Origin of the sequence: Orenia metallireducens (assembly GCF_001693735.1) — a bacterium.
In the GTDB taxonomy this organism is placed as follows: domain Bacteria; phylum Bacillota; class Halanaerobiia; order Halobacteroidales; family Halobacteroidaceae; genus Orenia; species Orenia metallireducens.
Genome location: NZ_LWDV01000010.1, coordinates 1 through 18,973, shown reverse-complemented (window position 1 = coordinate 18,973; position 18,973 = coordinate 1). Strand labels below are relative to the sequence as shown.

Annotated in this window: 17 protein-coding genes and 1 other RNA gene; all 18 read left to right on the top strand. The window is 33.8% G+C overall.

Features of this window, described 5'->3' with window-relative positions:
- Window positions 1-3: 3 nt before the first annotated feature.
- The 18 genes from U472_RS12255 (at window position 4) to U472_RS12175 (ending at window position 18,773) form a co-directional block, all read left to right on the top strand.
- Window positions 4-2,160: a RelA/SpoT family protein gene (locus U472_RS12255; protein WP_068718960.1), complete on the top strand. Its 2,157-nt coding sequence runs from the start codon at window positions 4-6 to the stop codon at window positions 2,158-2,160.
- 17 nt (window positions 2,161-2,177) lie between these two features.
- Window positions 2,178-2,627 carry a D-aminoacyl-tRNA deacylase gene (dtd, locus tag U472_RS12250; RefSeq protein WP_068718958.1) on the top strand — a complete coding sequence of 150 codons (450 nt, stop codon included), beginning with the start codon at window positions 2,178-2,180 and terminating at the stop codon, window positions 2,625-2,627.
- Window positions 2,628-2,651: 24 nt separating this feature from the next.
- Window positions 2,652-3,275: an MBL fold metallo-hydrolase gene (locus U472_RS12245; protein WP_068718956.1), complete on the top strand. Its 624-nt coding sequence runs from the start codon at window positions 2,652-2,654 to the stop codon at window positions 3,273-3,275.
- A 66-nt stretch (window positions 3,276-3,341) separates the two neighbouring features.
- Window positions 3,342-4,832 (top strand): coproporphyrinogen dehydrogenase HemZ, encoded by a 1,491-nt coding sequence (gene hemZ / locus U472_RS12240; protein ID WP_068718954.1) that lies wholly within the window; start codon window positions 3,342-3,344, stop codon window positions 4,830-4,832.
- 232 nt (window positions 4,833-5,064) lie between these two features.
- The gene (locus U472_RS12235; protein WP_068718952.1) at window positions 5,065-6,624 is read left to right on the top strand and encodes a peptidylprolyl isomerase; all 1,560 of its coding nucleotides are present in this window, start codon (window positions 5,065-5,067) and stop codon (window positions 6,622-6,624) included.
- 79 nt (window positions 6,625-6,703) lie between these two features.
- Entirely contained in the window at window positions 6,704-7,966 is a 1,263-nt protein-coding gene (gene hisS, locus U472_RS12230) for a histidine--tRNA ligase (RefSeq protein ID WP_068718950.1), read from the top strand.
- 18 nt (window positions 7,967-7,984) lie between these two features.
- Window positions 7,985-9,766: an aspartate--tRNA ligase gene (gene aspS / locus U472_RS12225; protein WP_068718948.1), complete on the top strand. Its 1,782-nt coding sequence runs from the start codon at window positions 7,985-7,987 to the stop codon at window positions 9,764-9,766.
- Between the two features lie 152 nt (window positions 9,767-9,918).
- Window positions 9,919-10,100: non-coding RNA, 6S RNA (ssrS, locus tag U472_RS12220), on the top strand.
- A 726-nt stretch (window positions 10,101-10,826) separates the two neighbouring features.
- The gene (locus U472_RS12215) at window positions 10,827-11,405 is read left to right on the top strand and encodes a 5-formyltetrahydrofolate cyclo-ligase (RefSeq protein ID WP_068718946.1); all 579 of its coding nucleotides are present in this window, start codon (window positions 10,827-10,829) and stop codon (window positions 11,403-11,405) included.
- Window positions 11,406-11,680: 275 nt separating this feature from the next.
- On the top strand, window positions 11,681-12,469 hold the full coding sequence (locus tag U472_RS12210; protein WP_068718944.1) for a Cof-type HAD-IIB family hydrolase: 789 nt from the start codon (window positions 11,681-11,683) through the stop codon (window positions 12,467-12,469).
- A gap of 550 nt (window positions 12,470-13,019) precedes the next feature.
- Window positions 13,020-14,327, top strand: a complete 1,308-nt coding sequence (locus U472_RS12205; protein WP_068718942.1) for an AAA family ATPase — start codon at window positions 13,020-13,022, stop codon at window positions 14,325-14,327.
- 69 nt (window positions 14,328-14,396) lie between these two features.
- Window positions 14,397-15,023: a YigZ family protein gene (locus U472_RS12200; RefSeq protein ID WP_068718940.1), complete on the top strand. Its 627-nt coding sequence runs from the start codon at window positions 14,397-14,399 to the stop codon at window positions 15,021-15,023.
- Window positions 15,024-15,070: 47 nt separating this feature from the next.
- The gene (locus U472_RS17805; RefSeq protein WP_483823607.1) at window positions 15,071-15,151 is read left to right on the top strand and encodes a hypothetical protein; all 81 of its coding nucleotides are present in this window, start codon (window positions 15,071-15,073) and stop codon (window positions 15,149-15,151) included.
- 1 nt (window position 15,152) lies between these two features.
- Window positions 15,153-15,623 carry a YczE/YyaS/YitT family protein gene (locus U472_RS12195; RefSeq protein WP_483823606.1) on the top strand — a complete coding sequence of 157 codons (471 nt, stop codon included), beginning with the start codon at window positions 15,153-15,155 and terminating at the stop codon, window positions 15,621-15,623.
- Between the two features lie 213 nt (window positions 15,624-15,836).
- Window positions 15,837-16,295, top strand: a complete 459-nt coding sequence (locus U472_RS12190; protein WP_068718938.1) for an RrF2 family transcriptional regulator — start codon at window positions 15,837-15,839, stop codon at window positions 16,293-16,295.
- 86 nt (window positions 16,296-16,381) lie between these two features.
- Entirely contained in the window at window positions 16,382-17,548 is a 1,167-nt protein-coding gene (nifS, locus tag U472_RS12185) for a cysteine desulfurase NifS (protein ID WP_218059077.1), read from the top strand.
- A 90-nt stretch (window positions 17,549-17,638) separates the two neighbouring features.
- The gene (gene nifU, locus U472_RS12180) at window positions 17,639-18,055 is read left to right on the top strand and encodes a Fe-S cluster assembly scaffold protein NifU (RefSeq protein WP_068718936.1); all 417 of its coding nucleotides are present in this window, start codon (window positions 17,639-17,641) and stop codon (window positions 18,053-18,055) included.
- 202 nt (window positions 18,056-18,257) lie between these two features.
- On the top strand, window positions 18,258-18,773 hold the full coding sequence (locus U472_RS12175) for a class I SAM-dependent methyltransferase (protein WP_068718934.1): 516 nt from the start codon (window positions 18,258-18,260) through the stop codon (window positions 18,771-18,773).
- The last annotated feature ends 200 nt before the right edge of the window (window positions 18,774-18,973 follow it).

The window sequence follows — 18,973 nt, the reverse complement described above, 5'->3', positions numbered from 1 at the left end:
GCTATGGCTTTAGAACAATTATTAGCAAAAATAAGCAGTTATACTGAAAACCCGAATATCGAATTGGTCAAGAAGGCTTATTACTTTGCTAAAGATGCCCATGAAGGTCAATATAGAGTTTCTGGTGAACCTTTTGTTAGTCATCCTTTACAAGTAGCTAAAATAATGGCAGAATTAGAGCTTGATGTAATCTCTATTGCCGCTGCTATCTTACATGATGTAGTTGAAGATACTGAAGTAACTGCAGAGGAATTAAGAGAAGAGTTTGGTCCAGAGGTAGAGCTGCTTGTTAATGGTGTTACAAAGCTAAGTAAGATAGATTTCAAATCTCGTGAAGAGCATCAAGCTGAGAGCTTGCGTAAGATGTTCTTGGCTATGGCTAAGGATATTAGAGTAATTCTAATTAAATTAGCTGATAGACTTCACAATATGAGAACATTAAAATACTTACCTAAAGAGAAGAAGATTATAAAAGCTACTGAAACCCTTGAAATTTATGCTCCTTTAGCTCATAGATTAGGAATCTCTCATTTGAAGTGGGAGTTAGAAGATTTAAGCTTTAGATATTTAGAGCCTAATCATTACTATGAATTAGCTAGAAAGGTAGCTAAAAATAGGGCAGAAAGGGAAGCATATATTGAAAATATTATATCTACTTTAAATGACAAGCTTAAAGAGGTAGATATTGAAGCTGACCTTTATGGTAGACCAAAGCATCTATATAGTATTTATCAAAAGATGATTAAATATGGAAAAGAGTTTAAGGAAATCTATGACTTAACTGCTTTACGGGTAATAGTTACTTCTGTTAAGGAATGTTATCAGGTCTTAGGGATTATCCATGAACTGTGGAATCCGATGCCAGGTAGAATTAAGGATTATGTAGCTATGCCAAAATCTAATATGTATCAGTCCCTTCATACGACTGTAATTGGTCCTAAGGGGGAACCTTTGGAGATTCAGATTAGAACTTGGGAGATGCATCGTACTGCTGAATACGGTATTGCTGCCCACTGGCGTTATAAGGAAGGGAATAAGAAGGACGAAGATTTTGAAAGGAAGATTTCTTGGTTACGCCAATTATTAGAGTGGCAGAAGGATTTAAATGATGCTAAAGAGTTTATGGAGAACTTAAAGATTGATCTTTTTGAAGATGAAGTCTTTGTTTTTACCCCTAAAGGTGATGTAATTTCTCTTCCTTATGGTGCTAGCCCTGTAGATTTTGCATATAATATTCATACCGATATAGGTCATACTTGTGTTGGGGCTAAGGTTAATGGGAAGATTATTCCTCTAGAATATCGTTTAAAAAATGGTGATATTATAGAGATATTGACCTCTAATAATAGTGGACCTAGTCGAGATTGGCTCAATTTTGTTAAGACCTCTCGAGCTAAGAGTAAGATTAAGCATTGGTTTAAAGAGCAACGTAAAGAAGAGTCAAGTATTAAGGGTAAAGAGATGTTAGAATCACGATTGAAAAAAGAGAACTTTACTTTAAAAGAAGCAGAAAAGACTAAAAAGTTAGAAGAGATAGCTAAGAAACTAGGGGTTGCTAATGTTGAGGGTCTCTATGCAGGGATTGGCTATAATAAATTCTCAGTCTCTCAGGTAGTCAAAAGATTAATCCCACCAGAAAAACAAGATTGTCCAGAATATGAGCTTGATAAATTAAGAAAGAAGAGAATTATTAAGAGAAAACGTCAGAACAAAGGGATTAAGGTTAAAGGGATGGATGGTCTTTTAGTTAGAATCTCTAAATGTTGTAATCCAGTTCCTGGTGATGATATAGTCGGTTATATTACTAGAGGGCGTGGAGTATCTGTTCATAGAGGAGATTGTCCTAACCTTAAGAACTTAGAAGAGACTGAAGAAGAGAGAATTGTTGGAGTAGAGTGGTATGTAGACCAACAGACCTCTTATGAGGTTGAGTTGAAGATTGAAGCCTGGAATAAGCACTCACTATTAAATGATGTAACTACTGTTATTTCAGAAGCTAAAGTAAATATAACATCAATTAATGCCCGCGCTACTAAGAATCTGCTAGCTTATATTAACCTCTCTTTAGAGATAAGCAGCTTAGAGCATATGAAGGATATTATCCGTAAATTAGAAGATATTGATGGAGTACTAAATGTACAACGGGCAAATCCTGCTTGATTATAGGAGGACGATAAATGAGAGCAGTTTTACAGAGGGTAAGTTCTAGTGATGTTGAAGTGGAAGCTAAGAAGGTAGGAGAGATTAAGAAGGGTTTACTTATTTTCTTGGGAATAGGAAAAGATGATAATGTAGAAGATATTAACTATTTAGTAGATAAGATAGTTAACCTAAGAATCTTTTCTGGTCAAGATGGTAGGATGAACCTATCTGCCTTAGATATAGGTGCAGAGCTGTTAGTTGTCTCCCAATTTACTTTATATGGCGACTGTCGTAAAGGAAGAAGACCTAGCTTTGATTTAGCAGCTCCACCTCAAGAAGCAGAAAAACTTTACGAAGAATTTCTTTCTTATATTAAAACTTTTGGGTTGAGGGTAGAGACTGGTGAATTTAAAACCCATATGAAGGTTACTTTAATTAATGATGGTCCTGTTACTATCCTATTAGATAGTAAGAAAGATTTTTAATTTTGAGGAGGAAAGAGTAGGGAGATGTTTATTAAGAGGTTAGCTGTAGGAGCATTAAGTGTTAACTGTTATATTGTTGCTGATGAAGAGAGTAAAGAGGCGGTTGTGATAGATCCTGGAGCACAAGCAAAGGCTATTTTAAAGGTTATTAATGATAATAATTTAAAGGTTAAGTATGTTATCAATACTCATGGGCATAATGATCATATTGCTGCTAATTCTCAATTATTAGAGGAAACCGATGCTCAATTATTGATTCATAAGGATGATGCTGAATTTCTGCAGAATTCAGAGTTGAATTTATCCTTCTTTATAGGGGAGATGGGGCAGCAGTTGGAGTGTCCTAAGGCTGATAGATTGTTAGAGGATGGTGAAGAGATAGAGTGTGGTAGTTTAGTCTTTTCAGTAATCCATACTCCAGGTCATACACCAGGTAGTATCTGCCTTAAGTTAGAGAATATCCTATTTACAGGTGACACTATCTTTGCTAGAGGGGTTGGTAGAACCGATTTTCCAATGGGTTCTTACTCTGCTTTAAGGAAGTCTATAGAAAGAATATTAGAATTTAAAGAGGATTTAAAGATATGCCCAGGTCATGGTCCAGAGAGTACTTTAAATCGTGCTAGAAGTGAGAACTCATATATATAAGTAATAAATGCTATTGGCTATTAGCTATCAGCTAGTAGCTAATTTATACTAGAGAGGATTTTTAACATGAAAGTAAATCTAGATATAAATCCAAAATATTATCAATCAGTTAAAGACACATTAGAGATATTATTGCCAGAAGTAGAACTGCACTATATAGAGGAAGAAATAGATGGAGTAACAGTTATTTGTGAACTAGATACTTCTGATGGAATTGAGGTTAATAGTTACCTTAAAGGCGATAATCCTTTAGAGGAGAATATTAAAGATAAAGAGATTCTAGCTGATATCTATAGTGAAGATGATTTTTCTAAAAGGATTAAAGAGAGGCTTAAATTAAGTCTTTATAGATTATTGAGTAAATATTTAAAGAAAAAGATAAGCCCTTGGGGGATTCTAGTTGGGGTGCGTCCAACTAAAATTGGACATTATTTATTAGATAGGGGACTAGATTATCAGACAATAGATAATTATTTAGAGGATATCTATGGAGTATCTAAGAAGAAGAGAGATTTACTACTAGGTGTGATTAAGTTAGAACGTAACTATCTTCCTAATCCAAAGGATGCTAAGAATAAAGTCAGTATCTATGTAGGAATCCCCTTTTGCCCAACTAGATGTAATTATTGCTCCTTTGCTTCCTATCCTATCGAAAAGAATAGAAGATATATGCCAGATTTTCTAGAATCTCTCTGCTATGAGATAGAAAAGATAGGTAAAGTGGTTAATGAGCTAGGGCTAGAGGTAGATACCCTTTATATTGGAGGGGGAACTCCAACAGTCTTATCTACTAGAGAGCTAGATAAGCTGATAAGATTATTAAAGGAGTATTTTGTTCATCCTAAATTAAGAGAATTTACTGTTGAGGCAGGTAGAGCTGATACAATTGATAAAGCTAAGCTAGAACTCTTAAAAGACCATGGGGTTAAGCGAGTAAGTATCAATCCCCAAACTATGAATCAAGTAACTTTAGATCAGATTGGACGACGACATACTGTTGAAGAGGTAATTGAGTCCTTTAATTTAGCTAGAGAGATTGGCTTTGATAATATTAATATGGATATTATTATTGGACTTCCTGATGAAGATATTTCTGATGTTAAACATACCCTAAAAGAGATTGAAAAGCTTAAACCTGATAGTTTCACTGTACATACATTGGCAATTAAACGTGCTTCTCGTTTAAAGAAGAATTTAGATGATACTGACTTATCTTCTGCTAGGGAAGTAGAAGAGATGATATACTTAACAGAAGAGTTGGCAAAGAATTTAGGCTTAATACCTTATTATATGTATAGACAGAAGCATATTTTAGGTAACTTAGAGAATGTGGGATATGCTAAACCTGGAGAGGAATCTATTTATAATATTATAATGATGGAAGAGAGAGAAACGGTAATCGGACTTGGTGGTGGAGCAATAACTAAATTAATTAATCCTGAGAACTGGTCTTTAGAGCGGTTATATAACCCCAAATTTCCTGAACAATATAGTAGTGAAATTGAAGAAAGAACAATTCAAAAAATAAGCAAATTGAGGAGATTTTATATTAAATAGGTGTTATTTTTGCTTATTTATACCATAATCATCTTCTCAAGGTTGAATTATCTTCTTTATCAAAATAGCTGAAATTGACATCTTAACTTTGATACGTTACAATATAACTTAGTTGTCTTATTTCAAGATTCTTTATTAGCAGCCTATTTATGAGAATTTAAGGCTATAAGCTATAGGCTACAGTTTATGGTAAAGCTTTTAATTAAATATATAGAGGGAGGAAAATATAATTATGATGGATTTATTAAGAAAGCATACAAAAGCTATAATTTATGTAGTAGTGGTTGCTTTTGTTGCAACAGGCGCATTGGTTTATTTGAATACTCCAGGGGGAAAGGGTGGAGTTCAACAAGAGGCTTATGCTCAAAAATTTGATAAAGCTGTAGCAACTGTAAATGGTGAAGAGGTACCTTATGAAGAATATGCTTATCAATTACAAGGTTATTTACGCCAATACCAAGGACAGATTGCTCCAAATCAAGTAGTAGGATTAAAGGCTAATATTTTAGACAATATAATTAATCAAAAGCTAATTATTCAAGAAGCTAAGAAGAAGAATATTGAACCAGAGATTACTGATGAAGATGTTCAAACTCAATTAGATAAGGTGATTGAGTATTATGCTTCTTCTAAAGAAGAATTTGAAGAAATCATTAAGAAGAATGGACAAACAATTGAAGATGTAAAGAATAATATTAGAGAGAATATGGTTACTCAAAAGAGAATTGAAGCAATGTTAGATGCAGTAAAAGCTAATGTAGAGGTAAGTGATCAAGAGCTTGCTAAACAATATGAAGAGGTTACTGCTAGCCATATTTTAATTAAGACTGATGATAAAGAAGATGCAGAAGCTAAAGCCAAGGCTGAAGAAGTATTAGCAAAAGCTAAAGCTGGAGAAGACTTTGCTAAATTGGCCAAGGATTATTCAGAAGGACCATCTGCTTCTAGAGGTGGAGAGTTAGGTTCCTTTACTCGTGGTAGAATGGTTAAGCCCTTTGAGGAGGCTGCATTCTCTATGGAAGTTGGAGAAGTCAGTGATTTAGTTAAGACAGAATTTGGTTATCATATTATTAAGGTAACTGATAAGAAAGAAGCTACTGGAAAAGAATTCGAAGAGAAGAAAGAAGAGCTAAAAGATAAATTAGTGGCTCAAAAAGAGAAAGAAGCCGTTAATAATTGGTTAGAAGAAGTTAGAGATAATGCTAAAATTGTAATTGAAGACCAAGAGGTCAATGCCTTTGATGCAGCAAGAAAAGGTAATTTTGAAACAGCAATTAATAACTACAAAGCTGCTATTGCCAATAATCAAGGGGCATACTATCTATATCATAATTTAGCTCAAGTTTATCAAAAGAATGGAAATCAAGAAGAGGTAATTTCAACTTACCAAGAGGCGATTGAAAATTATCCTGAACAAGTTGATTTTTATGTAAGCTTAGCTAACCTATATTCAAAAGATGAAAAATTTGATAAAGCGATTGAAGTTTATCAAAACGGATTAGCCAATAATGAGAATAATGCTGAGTTACATTTAGCGTTAGGTGATGCTTATAGAAACCAAGAGAATAATGAGAAAGCACTTAAGCAGTATGAAATATTCTCCAAACTAGCTGGTGATGATATCATGGCTCAATATAGATTAGTAAATATCTATAGCCAAATGGGTCTTGAAGATAAAGCAAAAGCCCAAATGGAGAAGGTAAAAGAAATCCAAAGCAAGAAGCAAGAAGAAGCAAAACAAGAAAGAGAAAAATCAAAAAAGGAAGAAACTAAAGAAGAGAGTGCAGAGTAACTTTTAGGTAGGGGCGTAATTTATTACGCCCCTACTACTAAATTTTATGTACTATTTTCAATATTTTAGGAGGGATAAGATGGGTATTACAGCCCCAAGGGGAACTAAGGATATATTCCCTGAAGATACAGTCAAATGGCAGTATCTAGAAAATTTAACAAAGAAAATATTTAGCAGCTATAACTATAAAGAGATTAGAACACCAATCTTTGAAGAGACGGCATTGTTTCAACGAGGAATTGGAGAGACTACTGATATTGTAGAAAAGGAGATGTACACCTTTGAAGATAAAGGTGGTAGAAGTATCACTTTGCGTCCAGAGGGAACAGCTTCTGTAGTAAGGGCATTTTTAGAAAATAAGATTTATGGACAAGCTCAACCAACTAAGTACTTTTACATAGGTTCGATGTTCAGATATGAAAGACCACAAGCTGGTCGTTATAGAGAGTTTCACCAATTAGGAGCAGAGGTGTTAGGGGCAGATAATCCAGCAATAGATGCTGAAATTATCTCTTTAGGTATTCATTTATTAGAGGAGTTAGGTTTGAAGGATTTAGAGTTACATTTAAATAGTGTGGGCTGTCCAGAATGTCGGAAGGCATATAGAGAGAAAATGGTGGATTACTTTAAGCCATATCTTGAAGAGCTATGTTCTGATTGCCAAAATCGCTATAAACGAAATCCTTTACGTATCTTAGATTGTAAAGCAGATAGGGATAAAGAGTTTATGGCAAAAGCACCTAAGATTTATGAAGAGTTATGTGAAGAGTGTGAAACACATTTTGCTAGTGTCAAGAAGCACTTAGACTTATTGGGGATCGATTATATCCTTGATGCTAATTTAGTAAGAGGATTAGACTACTATACTAAAACAGCCTTTGAAGTAATATATAAAGGATTGGGTGCTCAAGATACTATCTTTGGTGGAGGTCGTTATGATGGATTAGCTGAAGAGATTGGTGGCAAGGATATCCCGGGGATAGGATTTGCTATGGGTATGGAGAGAATTTTGTTAACCATAGAAGAGCAAGGCATTGAGCTACCAATAGATGATAGTATAGATTTATTTATTACTACTATTGGTGAGAGGGCAGAAGAGGAAGCCTTTAAGTATTTAGCTAAGCTGCGTAAGGCTGACTTGAAGGTAGAGATGGATTACTTAGGTAGAAGTGTCAAATCTCAAATGAAGGCTGCTGATAGAAGTAATGCTAATTATAGTATTATCTTAGGTGAAGATGAGTTGGATAACGGAGTAGCTACTATTAAAAATATGAAATCTGGTGAACAAGTAGAAATTAAATTAGAAAATCTAGTTGAAGAGATGACAAAGCGTATAGACTAATTGGGAGGTAATTGAAGGATGAAAGGATTAAAGAGAAGCTGCTATTGTGGCGATGTGAGAAGAGAGCATGTAGGAGAGAAGATAACTCTAATGGGTTGGGTTAATCGTAGAAGAGACCATGGAGGAGTAATCTTTATAGATTTAAGGGATAGATTCGGATTAGTACAGGTAGTATTTAGTCCAGAAGTATCTAAAGAGATGTTTGAGGTTGCAGATGAACTAAGAAAAGAGTTTGTTATAGCCATCACTGGTGAGGTTATTGCTAGACCTGAAGGGATGATTAATGAAGATTTAGCAACTGGAGCAGTTGAGATTTATGCTGAAAAATTACATATCTTAGATAAGGCTCAAACTCCTCCAATTCAAGTTGAAGATGATATCAACTCCAGTGAAGAGATGCGATTAAAGTATAGGTATCTGGACTTAAGAAGAAAGCCGATGCAAGATAATATTATCTTGCGCCATAAGGTTAAGCAAGCTGTTAGAAATTATCTAGATAACAAGGACTTCTTAGATATTGAGACACCGATGTTGACTAAGAGTACTCCAGAGGGGGCAAGAGATTTCTTGGTACCAAGTCGTGTCAACAAAGGGCAATTCTTTGCTCTACCTCAATCACCACAGTTATTTAAGCAGTTATTGATGGTAGCAGGCTTAGAGAGATACTATCAAATAGTTCGTTGCTTTAGAGATGAAGATTTAAGGGCGGACCGTCAACCAGAGTTTACTCAGATTGATATGGAAATGTCATTTATGAACCAAGAAGAGATTATGAATTTAATTGAAGGTATGATCCAAGAGATATTTAAAGTTGCTGGATTTGAAGCTCCAACGGAATTTCCACATATGAGCTATCATGAAGCTATGGAACGCTTTGGAAGTGATAGACCAGATATCCGCTTTGGTTTAGAGTTGATCGATGTATCTGAGGTAGTTAAAGATGCAGAGTTTAAAGTATTCAGTGGTACCATTGCTAAAGGTGGACAGGTTAAAGGTATCAATGTCAAAGGTGGAGTAGATTTCTCCCGCAAGGATATCGATGAGTTGACTGACTTTGCTGGAATCTATGGTGCTAAAGGTCTTGCTTGGATGAAGATTAAAGAGGATGGAGTACAGTCTCCAATAGCTAAGTTTTTAGCTGAAGAAGAATTAAATAATATGTTAGATGCTATGGGAGCTGAGACAGGAGACTTATTATTATTTGTAGCTGATACTCCAAAGGTTGTAGCAGCTTCTTTAGGTAACTTAAGATTGAAGATTGGAAAAGAGTTAGATCTAATTGACCAAGATGAATTTAAATTTGTTTGGATAACTGATTTCCCATTATTAGAGTGGGATGAAGATGCTAAGAGGTATGTTGCATTACATCATCCATTTACAATGCCTAGAGAAGAGGATATCGATTTATTAGATAAGGAGAACGCTGGCAAGGTTCTTTCTCAAGCTTATGATTTGGTATTGAATGGTATTGAGATTGGGGGAGGAAGTATCAGAATCAATAATAGTCAATTACAGGCTAAAATCTTCAATTTATTAAATATGGATGAAGAGGAGATTGAAGAGAAGTTTGGTTTCTTATTAGAAGCCTTCCAATATGGTGCTCCACCACATGGAGGAATTGCTTTTGGGCTTGATAGACTTGTAATGTTACTTGGTGGACTAGAGACTATTCGTGACGTAATTCCATTTCCAAAAACTCAAAGAGCTACTTGTCTATTAACAGAAGCACCAGCAATGGTAGCAGAAGCTCAATTAGAAGAGCTAGGTATAGAGGTAGAAGAAGAGATAGAGATAGACTAAATTATATCTATCTGTAAGCAACCCTACTGGTAATAATTACTAGATAATTGATTAATTTTCCATAAATTATTAAGCAATTTCACTTGCGATAAATATCAAAGTATGTTATTATCTTAATAGAGTTAAGGGAAGACATAAAAAAACTTAATATAAATGTCCTGCGGTGTTCGAGATCGGATTAATATTTTGCCCAACACCATAATATAAGGGAGCCTGGACTTCATTTGTGGCGTACAAGCCTCCAACTAGAGAGGAAGTATAAAGCAGATGGGAGGGCACCCACTTTGAAGCTAAGAGCAAAATACAAAATCTAGTACGGCACTGCGGGACAATTTTTATCTAGCTGAAATGCTGGATTTTTTTATTTTTTGTAATAGGATAAAGAGGTTGACTTTGCAATATATACTATACTTTGTTTTAGTAGATAGATGATACAGTAGAGAGATAATGTGATACTTTTTATATCAACCTAGAGTGTTCATGTCTTTAAAGGCGAAAAGAATTAGCCCTAAAGGATAAGTTCAACTAAAGTTTAGTAAGAAAAACACTTACTTCACTAAGTTTTCTTTATGTTTGAACGAAGCAAGTACTCTTAAAAACAATAACAATGGAATCTTTGAAGTAGAATTTCTATATTTTTTAACCTCAATAGATATTGGTTGCGGAGTGAGTAGGCTCTGCCACGAAGAGTCTTAGTTGGGGAACTACGAAGGGTTTACCCTTTAACCTGTAGGTTAATTCTTTTCTAGACTAGGTTTATCACGAAGGGTTCTCTACAGGTTTTTACTAAAAACCTTTCATAATAAATTTAAGAATGAACCCGTAGGTTTGCTTGCTTTTGGGGCAATGCCAAAAGTAAGGCGCCCTTAGGCGCGCCTGTAGAAAGTAGTCTTGGGCTACAACCTAAGATTTTGTCTGCTTTTCAAAAAGTAAAAGTATCGCAATACCCTTATTAACCATCATTATCTATATTGATCTTTAATTAGAAGTTGCCCATTATTCTTGCAATTAACTATCACTTCCCTTATAATAAAGGTTAAAAAGTAGAGGATGCTAATCAATGAAAAAAACCAAAAAAAAGCAGCGACAAGAGATGTTAAATTTAAGAAGTCAACTTAATCGAGAAGATATAATAGATAAAAGTAATAAAATTAAAGTTAAACTATTTAATTTAGCAGAGTTCAAAGCTGCTAAAACGATAATGTTCTTTATATCCTTTAAGAATGAAGTCAAAACTGAAGCAATGATTAAAGAGGCTCTTAAACTAGGGAAGAGAGTAGTTGTTCCAATTACTAATTTAAAGGAGAATAAGCTTGAATTATCAGAATTGAAGGATTATGATAGAGAATTGATCAGAGGTAGTTATGGAATCTTAGAGCCTAAGAAAGAATACAGGAGATTAGTAAATTTTCCTGAGGTTAATTTGGTTATCTGTCCAGGACTTGCTTTTGATAAGGATGGGAATCGTTTGGGATATGGAGGAGGATATTATGATAGATTATTATCTCAAGACTTAACTATTAATAGAGTAGCTATCTGTTTTGATTTTCAAATTATCGAGCAGGTGGTAGTTGATGAATATGATATTAAAATGAATAAGATACTAAGTAATATAAGAGAGATTATATGTAATGATTAAGAATTTAGATTCATCCTTTAAATGAATTTATGAAGTTAATTTTAAAGGTTAAAATTTATTCTATATATAAAAATATATTGATAACCGATAAATAATTAGTGATAAGTATAGTTTCTTTTCTGCTTATTATTTAATAGAAGAAGCTAAAGCATATATAAATTAAAAATTATTTTGTTGATTTTTTATTAGATAACAAAATTATTCTTTTATAAGAGGATTTTAATAAAGAATAAAGAAGTATACAAATTGGACATTACTAAATAAGAGGTGATAATATGAGATATAAGTTAGTAGCTGTAGATATGGATGGAACCTTACTTAATGATGATCATAAGGTTTCTGATAAGAATAGAGAGGCAATTAATAAGTTTGCTAATCAAGGTGTCAATTTTATTTTGGCTAGCGGCAGACCTTATCAATCTTTGTACCCTTATACTAAGGAATTAGAGGTATATTTACCTTTGGTTACATCCAATGGTTCAATAGTCAAGTGTCCTTTAACTAAGAATATTTACCATAATAAGCAGATTCCTTTGGAATTAGCTGAAGAGATACTAGAGTATGGTTATAATAACTCTTATGGGATGAGCTTATACTTTGGAGATAAGGTAATTACCAATCAGAAGTCAATAGCTGAAGTACATAATGACTTAGAAGGTATAACGGCTATTATTGAAGAAAAGCATCAGCTAAGAGAAGAGCCGACAAAAATTCTATTCTCTGGTGAACCTAAAAAGATGTTAGAACTTTTTGCTTTATTAGCTGAAAGGTATGAGGATAAACTGTACATTACTCAATCTGATGAAGAATATGTTGAGGTAATGAATCTAGAGGTGTCTAAAGGAAATGCTTTAAAATACATGATGAATAGAATGAATATAGAGAAAGAAGAGGTTATTGCTATTGGTAATAACTTCAATGATGTGGCTATGTTTGAGATAGCAGGGCTGTCTATAGCAATGGCTAACTCTCCTGAAGGGGTAAAAGAGAAGGCAGACTTTGTTACTAAGACTAACTTAGAAGATGGAGTAGCTTATGCTTTAGAGAGATTTCTTGCAGAGTAATAATTAAAAATGTAAATGAATTAATTAAAAGATAGCGTCGGAATATTCCGACGCTATCTTTATGATATAATAATATAAAATCACTTTTGTGCTAATAGAAATAGTGATACAGTAGAAGGATGATGCGACACTTTTACTTGTTAAAAGTTAATAAAATTACTAAAACATCTTTCGGGAAAGCTTATCAGCTTTTTTCCCGAGTGACTTTTGCCATCGCCGCAAAAGTCACCAAACCTACGAGTTTTTATAGAACAAAAAACTCTCCGTGGCAAACCCAGCCCAGTCTAGAAAAGAATTAAAACTCACTACGCAATTAAAATAATAAGAATTAGCAATTATTAGATTCTCTAATTAAAATTTTATCTCAATTTTTGCTTCGTTCAAACAATAATTCTTTTCGCTTTTAAAGAACTTAACTATCAACTCTCAACTATACACTGGGGTTAAAAAGTATCGTTTTATCTCCATAATTCGATACGAAATATATTGTAATTAAGCTAGCATAACAGGCTAAAAGCATATTTATAAAATCTAAAAGTGGGGTGTAATGATGGATTTATTTAGTCAGAACTATCAAGAAAATGGTCAAGATAAGCCATTAGCAGTTAGAATGAGGCCACGTACTTTAGATGAATTTCTTGGACAAGAGGATATTATAGGAGAAGGGAAGCTATTAAGAAGGGCAATTGAAGTTGATCGATTGCAATCGGCTATCTTTTATGGACCACCAGGGACAGGAAAGACAACCTTAGCCCAGATTATTGCCAATAGTACCAAGGCAGAATTTGAGAAGTTAAATGCAGTTACTTCTGGAGTAAAAGATTTGCGAGAGGTGATTAAGCGGGCTGAAGGGCGAAGGGGAATGTATAATAAGAGAACAGTACTCTTTATTGATGAGATACACCGCTTTAATAAGAGTCAACAGGATGCTTTATTACCAGCAGTTGAAGATGGGACTGTTATCTTAATAGGTGCAACAACGGAGAATCCTTATTTCGAGGTCAATTCACCACTGATATCTCGCTCTAGAATATTTAAGTTAAAGGAGTTAGATAAAGAAGATTTGATTAAAGTTTTAACTAGGGCATTAGAAGATAAGGAACGGGGGTTGGGGGGATATGAAGTTAAAATAAGTGAAGAGGCTTTAAATCATTTGGCAATGGTTGCAAATGGAGATGCTCGGAGGGCTTTAAATGCTTTAGAGTTAGCTGTGTTAACTACTCCTGAAGATAATGGGGTTAGAAGGATAAATTTAAAAGTAGCAGAAGAGAGTATTCAACAGAAAGCAATTAGATATGACAAGTCTGGTGATAATCATTATGATATTACTTCAGCCTTTGTTAAGAGCTTACGAGGCTCTGATCCTAATGCTGCAATCTATTGGTTGGCTCAGATGATTGAGGCAGGAGAAGACCCAAGATTTATTGCTCGCAGAATGATTGTTCATGCAGCTGAAGATGTTGGAAATGCTAATCCCCATGCCTTGATGGTAGCAGTTTCAGCAGCTCAGGCTTTAGAGTATGTAGGTATGCCAGAGGCTAGAATACCTTTAGCTCAGGCAGCTTTATATATAGCGACTGCCCCTAAGAGTAATACAGCAGTTATGGCTATTGATGAAGCCTTAGCATTAGTTAAATCAGAATCTACTTCAGGGGTACCAGCACATTTAAAGGATGCCCATTATGGTGGGGCTAAGGATTTAGGGCATGGGAAAGGCTATAAATATCCCCATTCTTATCCTGGCAATTATATAAAACAACAGTATTTACCTGATGAATTGTTGGATAATAAATTTTATAAGCCAACAACAAATGGTTATGAGAAGAAGATAAAAGAATTTTTAGAAAATTTAGATTAACCAATAACTCTTGCTACTAAAATTTAAAATAGGTATAATGTTTAAAAGAGGTTGAAAGGAAGCGGTAATATGTCAGATAGCTACAAGACTATTAAAAGAAACCTTAGAATAGAAGCTAAAATAAAGAAATGTAAGTTTATTACCTCAGTTAAGAATGTTAATACTGTAAAAGAGGCAGAAGAGTTTATTGAAGAGATTAATGAAGAGTTTGCTGATGCTAGGCATAATGTTTATGCTTTCAAAGTTGGGATAGAAGATAGGGCAACTAAGAGGTGTAGTGATGATGGAGAACCTGCTGGCTCTTCAGGTCCTCCTGCCTTGCAAGCAATTGAAGGGGAAGAGGTTACTAATATTGCATTAGTAGTTACCCGTTACTTTGGTGGAGTAAAGCATGGTGTAGGAGGATTGATTAGGGCTTATGGTGGTTCAGCAAGGGAGGCTATTCGAGAAGCTGGGATTATAGAGAAGATAAGGTACATAGAGTTGGGGATTTCAGTCTCTTATGATAGGATGGGTGAGGTTATTAATGATTTAGAAGGTCATGCTGGAGAGATTGAAACTATCAATTATATGAATGATGGAGTTGAGATAATAGCTGTTATGAAACCAAGTTATATAGATGCTTTTAAGAAGAGAATAACCGATGCTACTAGAGGAGAAGCTAGCTTTGAAGAAAAAGGAGAGAAGTTTAGATAATGAAATCAATGAAAGCTTGGCTGCAATTTATACTGGGCTTAGTTATTGTGAGTATTGGTATAGTATTTACTATTAAGGCCGACTTAGGGGTGTCACCGTGGAATGTATTTCATATCGGTTTGATTTAATATAACTGTAGGTTGGGCCAGCCAAATTACTGGTTTTGTAATTATAATACTCAGCTTCTTGATGGCTAGAATTAAACCAACCTCGGGAACAGTAATTAACATAGTAGTGATTGGTTTGATAATAGATATAGTGATGTTGTTATTACCTAATCCTGCTAGTTTAATCTTTAGATATATCTACTTATTCTTGGGACTAATGGTATTTGGCTTTGGTGTTGGAGTTTACATCTCTGCTCAATGTGGAACTGGTCCTAGAGATAGTTTGATGGTAGCATTGGATAAGAAGTTAAATGTTGATATTAGTTGGATTAGGACTAGTATTGAAGTCTTTATCTTAATTATTGGATACTTATTAGGGGGTCCTGTAGGTATTGGTACTATTTTAAGCGCTTTTATTATAGGTCCTATTGTGGGATTTTCTTTAAGGTTAATGAATCTTTTCTCTAGGAAGCAGGAGGAGGTTAGTGTTTAATTTAACGTAGAAAAAATTAATTATAGTGATCACTATAATTCTGATTTAGGTTATAAAACACATAATAATACTAGGGAATGCTAATAATGATAGATAAAGTAGATAAGATTTTTGTCAATTATTTTCTCTTGTTAAATTGACAAAAACCAAGTTGTGTGGTATGATTAATTTATAATACCAACAAGAAAACTCGGGATTAAGGGAGGCTCTTATATGAAACTATCTACAAAGGGGCGCTATGGAGTAAGAGCTATGTTTGATTTGGTCTTACATCAAGGTGATGGTCCTATTCCTTTAAGGAGTATTGCAGAAAGGCAGGATATATCTGAACATTATTTAGAACAGTTGATTGCTGTTTTAAGAAAAGCCGGTATAGTAAATAGTGTTCGCGGAGCACATGGAGGTTATTTATTGGCTAAAGACCCTCAAGAGATAACTATTGGAGATATTATTAGGTCTTTAGAAGGTCCAATTGCTCCTGCTGACTGTGTTTCTGATGAACTAAAGGATGAATGTGGAAATAGCCCTGACTGTGTTGTAAAGATGATATGGAAGAAGGTAAAGGATAGTATTGATGAAGTGCTTGATTCAATTACTTTAGAAGATTTGAGACAAGAAGCGATTAATGCTCAACAAAAAGGTAATAGGCATGGGTACATGTATCATATATAATAGTTGAACTTTAGCTGTACTTAATAAATAAGCAAGTACCAGTAACTGATTTTCAATAACTGATAATTAATAAAGGAGGAAGAAAAGTGAAGAGAGTATATATGGATAATGGAGCAACAACTCCAACTGATCCTGAGATTTTAGAAGCAATGAAACCTTATTTTACTGATATATTTGGAAATGCATCTAGTTTTCATTCTTTTGGAAGAGAAGCTAGAAATGCTATTACTGAAGCTAGAGATAGTGTAGCTAAGCTAATTGGTGCTGATGATTCTAGAGAGATCGTCTTTACTAGTGGAGGAACAGAATCTGATAATTATGCAATTAAGGGTGTAGCTGAAGCTTTAGAAAAGAAGGGTAAACATATTATTACATCTTCTATAGAACATCATGCAGTTTTACATACTTGTCAGTACTTAGAGAAGAAAAAAGGATTTGAAGTAACTTACTTAGCAGTAGATGAAGATGGAATGGTCAACCCTCAAGATGTAAAGGATGCAATCAAGGAAGATACAATTTTGATTACTATAATGATGGCAAATAATGAAGTAGGAACGATTCAGCCAATTGCAGAGATTGGTAAAATTGCAAAGGAAGCTGGAGTAACCTTCCATACTGATGCTGTACAAGCAGTTGGAACTATTCCAGTTGATGTTAATGAATTGAATGTAGACTTATTATCATTATCAGGGCATAAATTTAATGCTCCTAAAGGAATAGGGGCTTTATATATTCGAAAAGGGACTAAAGTTGCTAAGTACTTACATGGTGGTGCCCAAGAGAGAAATAGGAGAGCTACTACTGAAAATGTACCAGGAATTGTTGGTTTAGGTAAAGCTTGTGAAATAGCTCTTAATACTATGGATGAAAAGTCTGCTAAGCTAACAGTTCTAAGAGATAGATTAATTTCAGGTATTGAAGAGCAGGTTGATTATGTAAAATTAAATGGACATAGAACTGAAAGACTACCAGGTAATGTTAATTTTAGTATTCGCTATATCGAAGGTGAATCAATTCTAATGAAGCTAGACTTAGAAGGAATTGCAGCTTCCAGTGGTTCAGCTTGTACTTCTGGTTCATTAGATCCTTCTCATGTATTATTAGCAATGGGCTTGACTCATGAAGTAGCCCATGGTTCATTAAGATTGACTTTAGGAAAATATAATACTGAAGAAGATGTAGATAGAGTATTAGATGTGCTACCAAAGGTAGTAACTGATTTAAGAGCAATGTCGCCTATTTATAATGGGTAGATACTAGCTAAATTCTAAGTTTAAAGTTTGACAAAAGTTAAACTTAACCTTTAACTCTAATTTAAAATGAAAAATAAAGGGGTGTTATAGATGTATTCAGATAAAGTTATGGAACATTTCCAAAATCCAAGAAATGTAGGAGAAATCTCTGATGCAGATGGTGTAGGTACAGTTGGTAATGCAAAGTGTGGAGACATTATGAAGATGTTTATTAAGGTAGAAGATAATATAATTACTGATGTTAAATTTAAGACTTTTGGTTGTGGAGCAGCAATTGCTACAAGTAGTATGGCTACTGAATTAGCTGTAGGTAAGACTGTAGAGGAAGCCCTTGAATTGACCAATAAAGCGGTAGCTGAGGCTTTAGATGGTCTACCACCTGCTAAGATGCACTGTTCTAATTTAGCCGCTGATGCTTTAAAGAAAGCTATTAATAATTACTTAGGGATTGAAACTGATGATTCAGATGAAGATCATCACCATCATCATGGACATGATGAATTTTAAATAAGAGAATAACTTGATAATAGTGATGGTTTAGGTTGTTTCTGACCATCACTACTATTCAATTTATAAGGTAATTTTATTGTATTTAATAAATGAATAATAATAACTAGGTAAAGAGTTTTTGAAAATAAGAGTCCTTGGGGACTTTTATTTCTTTTTTTGGGGATAATAATTAATAACTCATTTTTAAAGGGGAGTTTTAATGTTATCTCAACCATGTAAAAGTATAGTTGATTTGGTACAGTTCTTTAAAGATAATCAAGTAGTAAAGGTTTTGGATTATGGAGCTGGGAAGTTGAGAAATTCAATTTATTTACTCAACAAAGGATTTAAAGTCTATGCTTGTGATACAGAAAAGCAGATTAGAAAAATTAATTCTTTAATGGAGGTTAATGAGTTTCCATATTTGATTAATGAAAGTCAGTTGATGTCTCATAGATTGAATGTTGATTTGGTTGTATCTAATTATGTTTTGAATATAATTGAAGATGATAATGATAAGTTAAAATATATCAAAAATACCTATAATAGTTTAAAGAAGAGGGGTTATTTGTTATTAGAAGTAAGAAGAAGGACTGAAAGAACTCCAAGAGGTTGTACTAAAGCCTTTACTAAGAAAGAGTTGAATAATTTTATATTAAACTGTAATTTTGAAAAACTGAAAGACTACTCTTCTAAAAGAAGTGTTGTGTTTTTATATCAGAAGAATGGTTTATAAAAGTTTTAAATTATTATAAATAGATGCTTGACAGTTTGAAATGTAAATGTTATTATATTATTTGTTATTTACAAGAAAAGAGTAAATTTAATCTTTTCTTGACAATTATGATTAAAAATGTTAGATTATTAGATGTGCTAGAAAACATTTATTTATTTTTAACTTTCTCTTGACGGGATTTAGTAATTTTGATATACTAA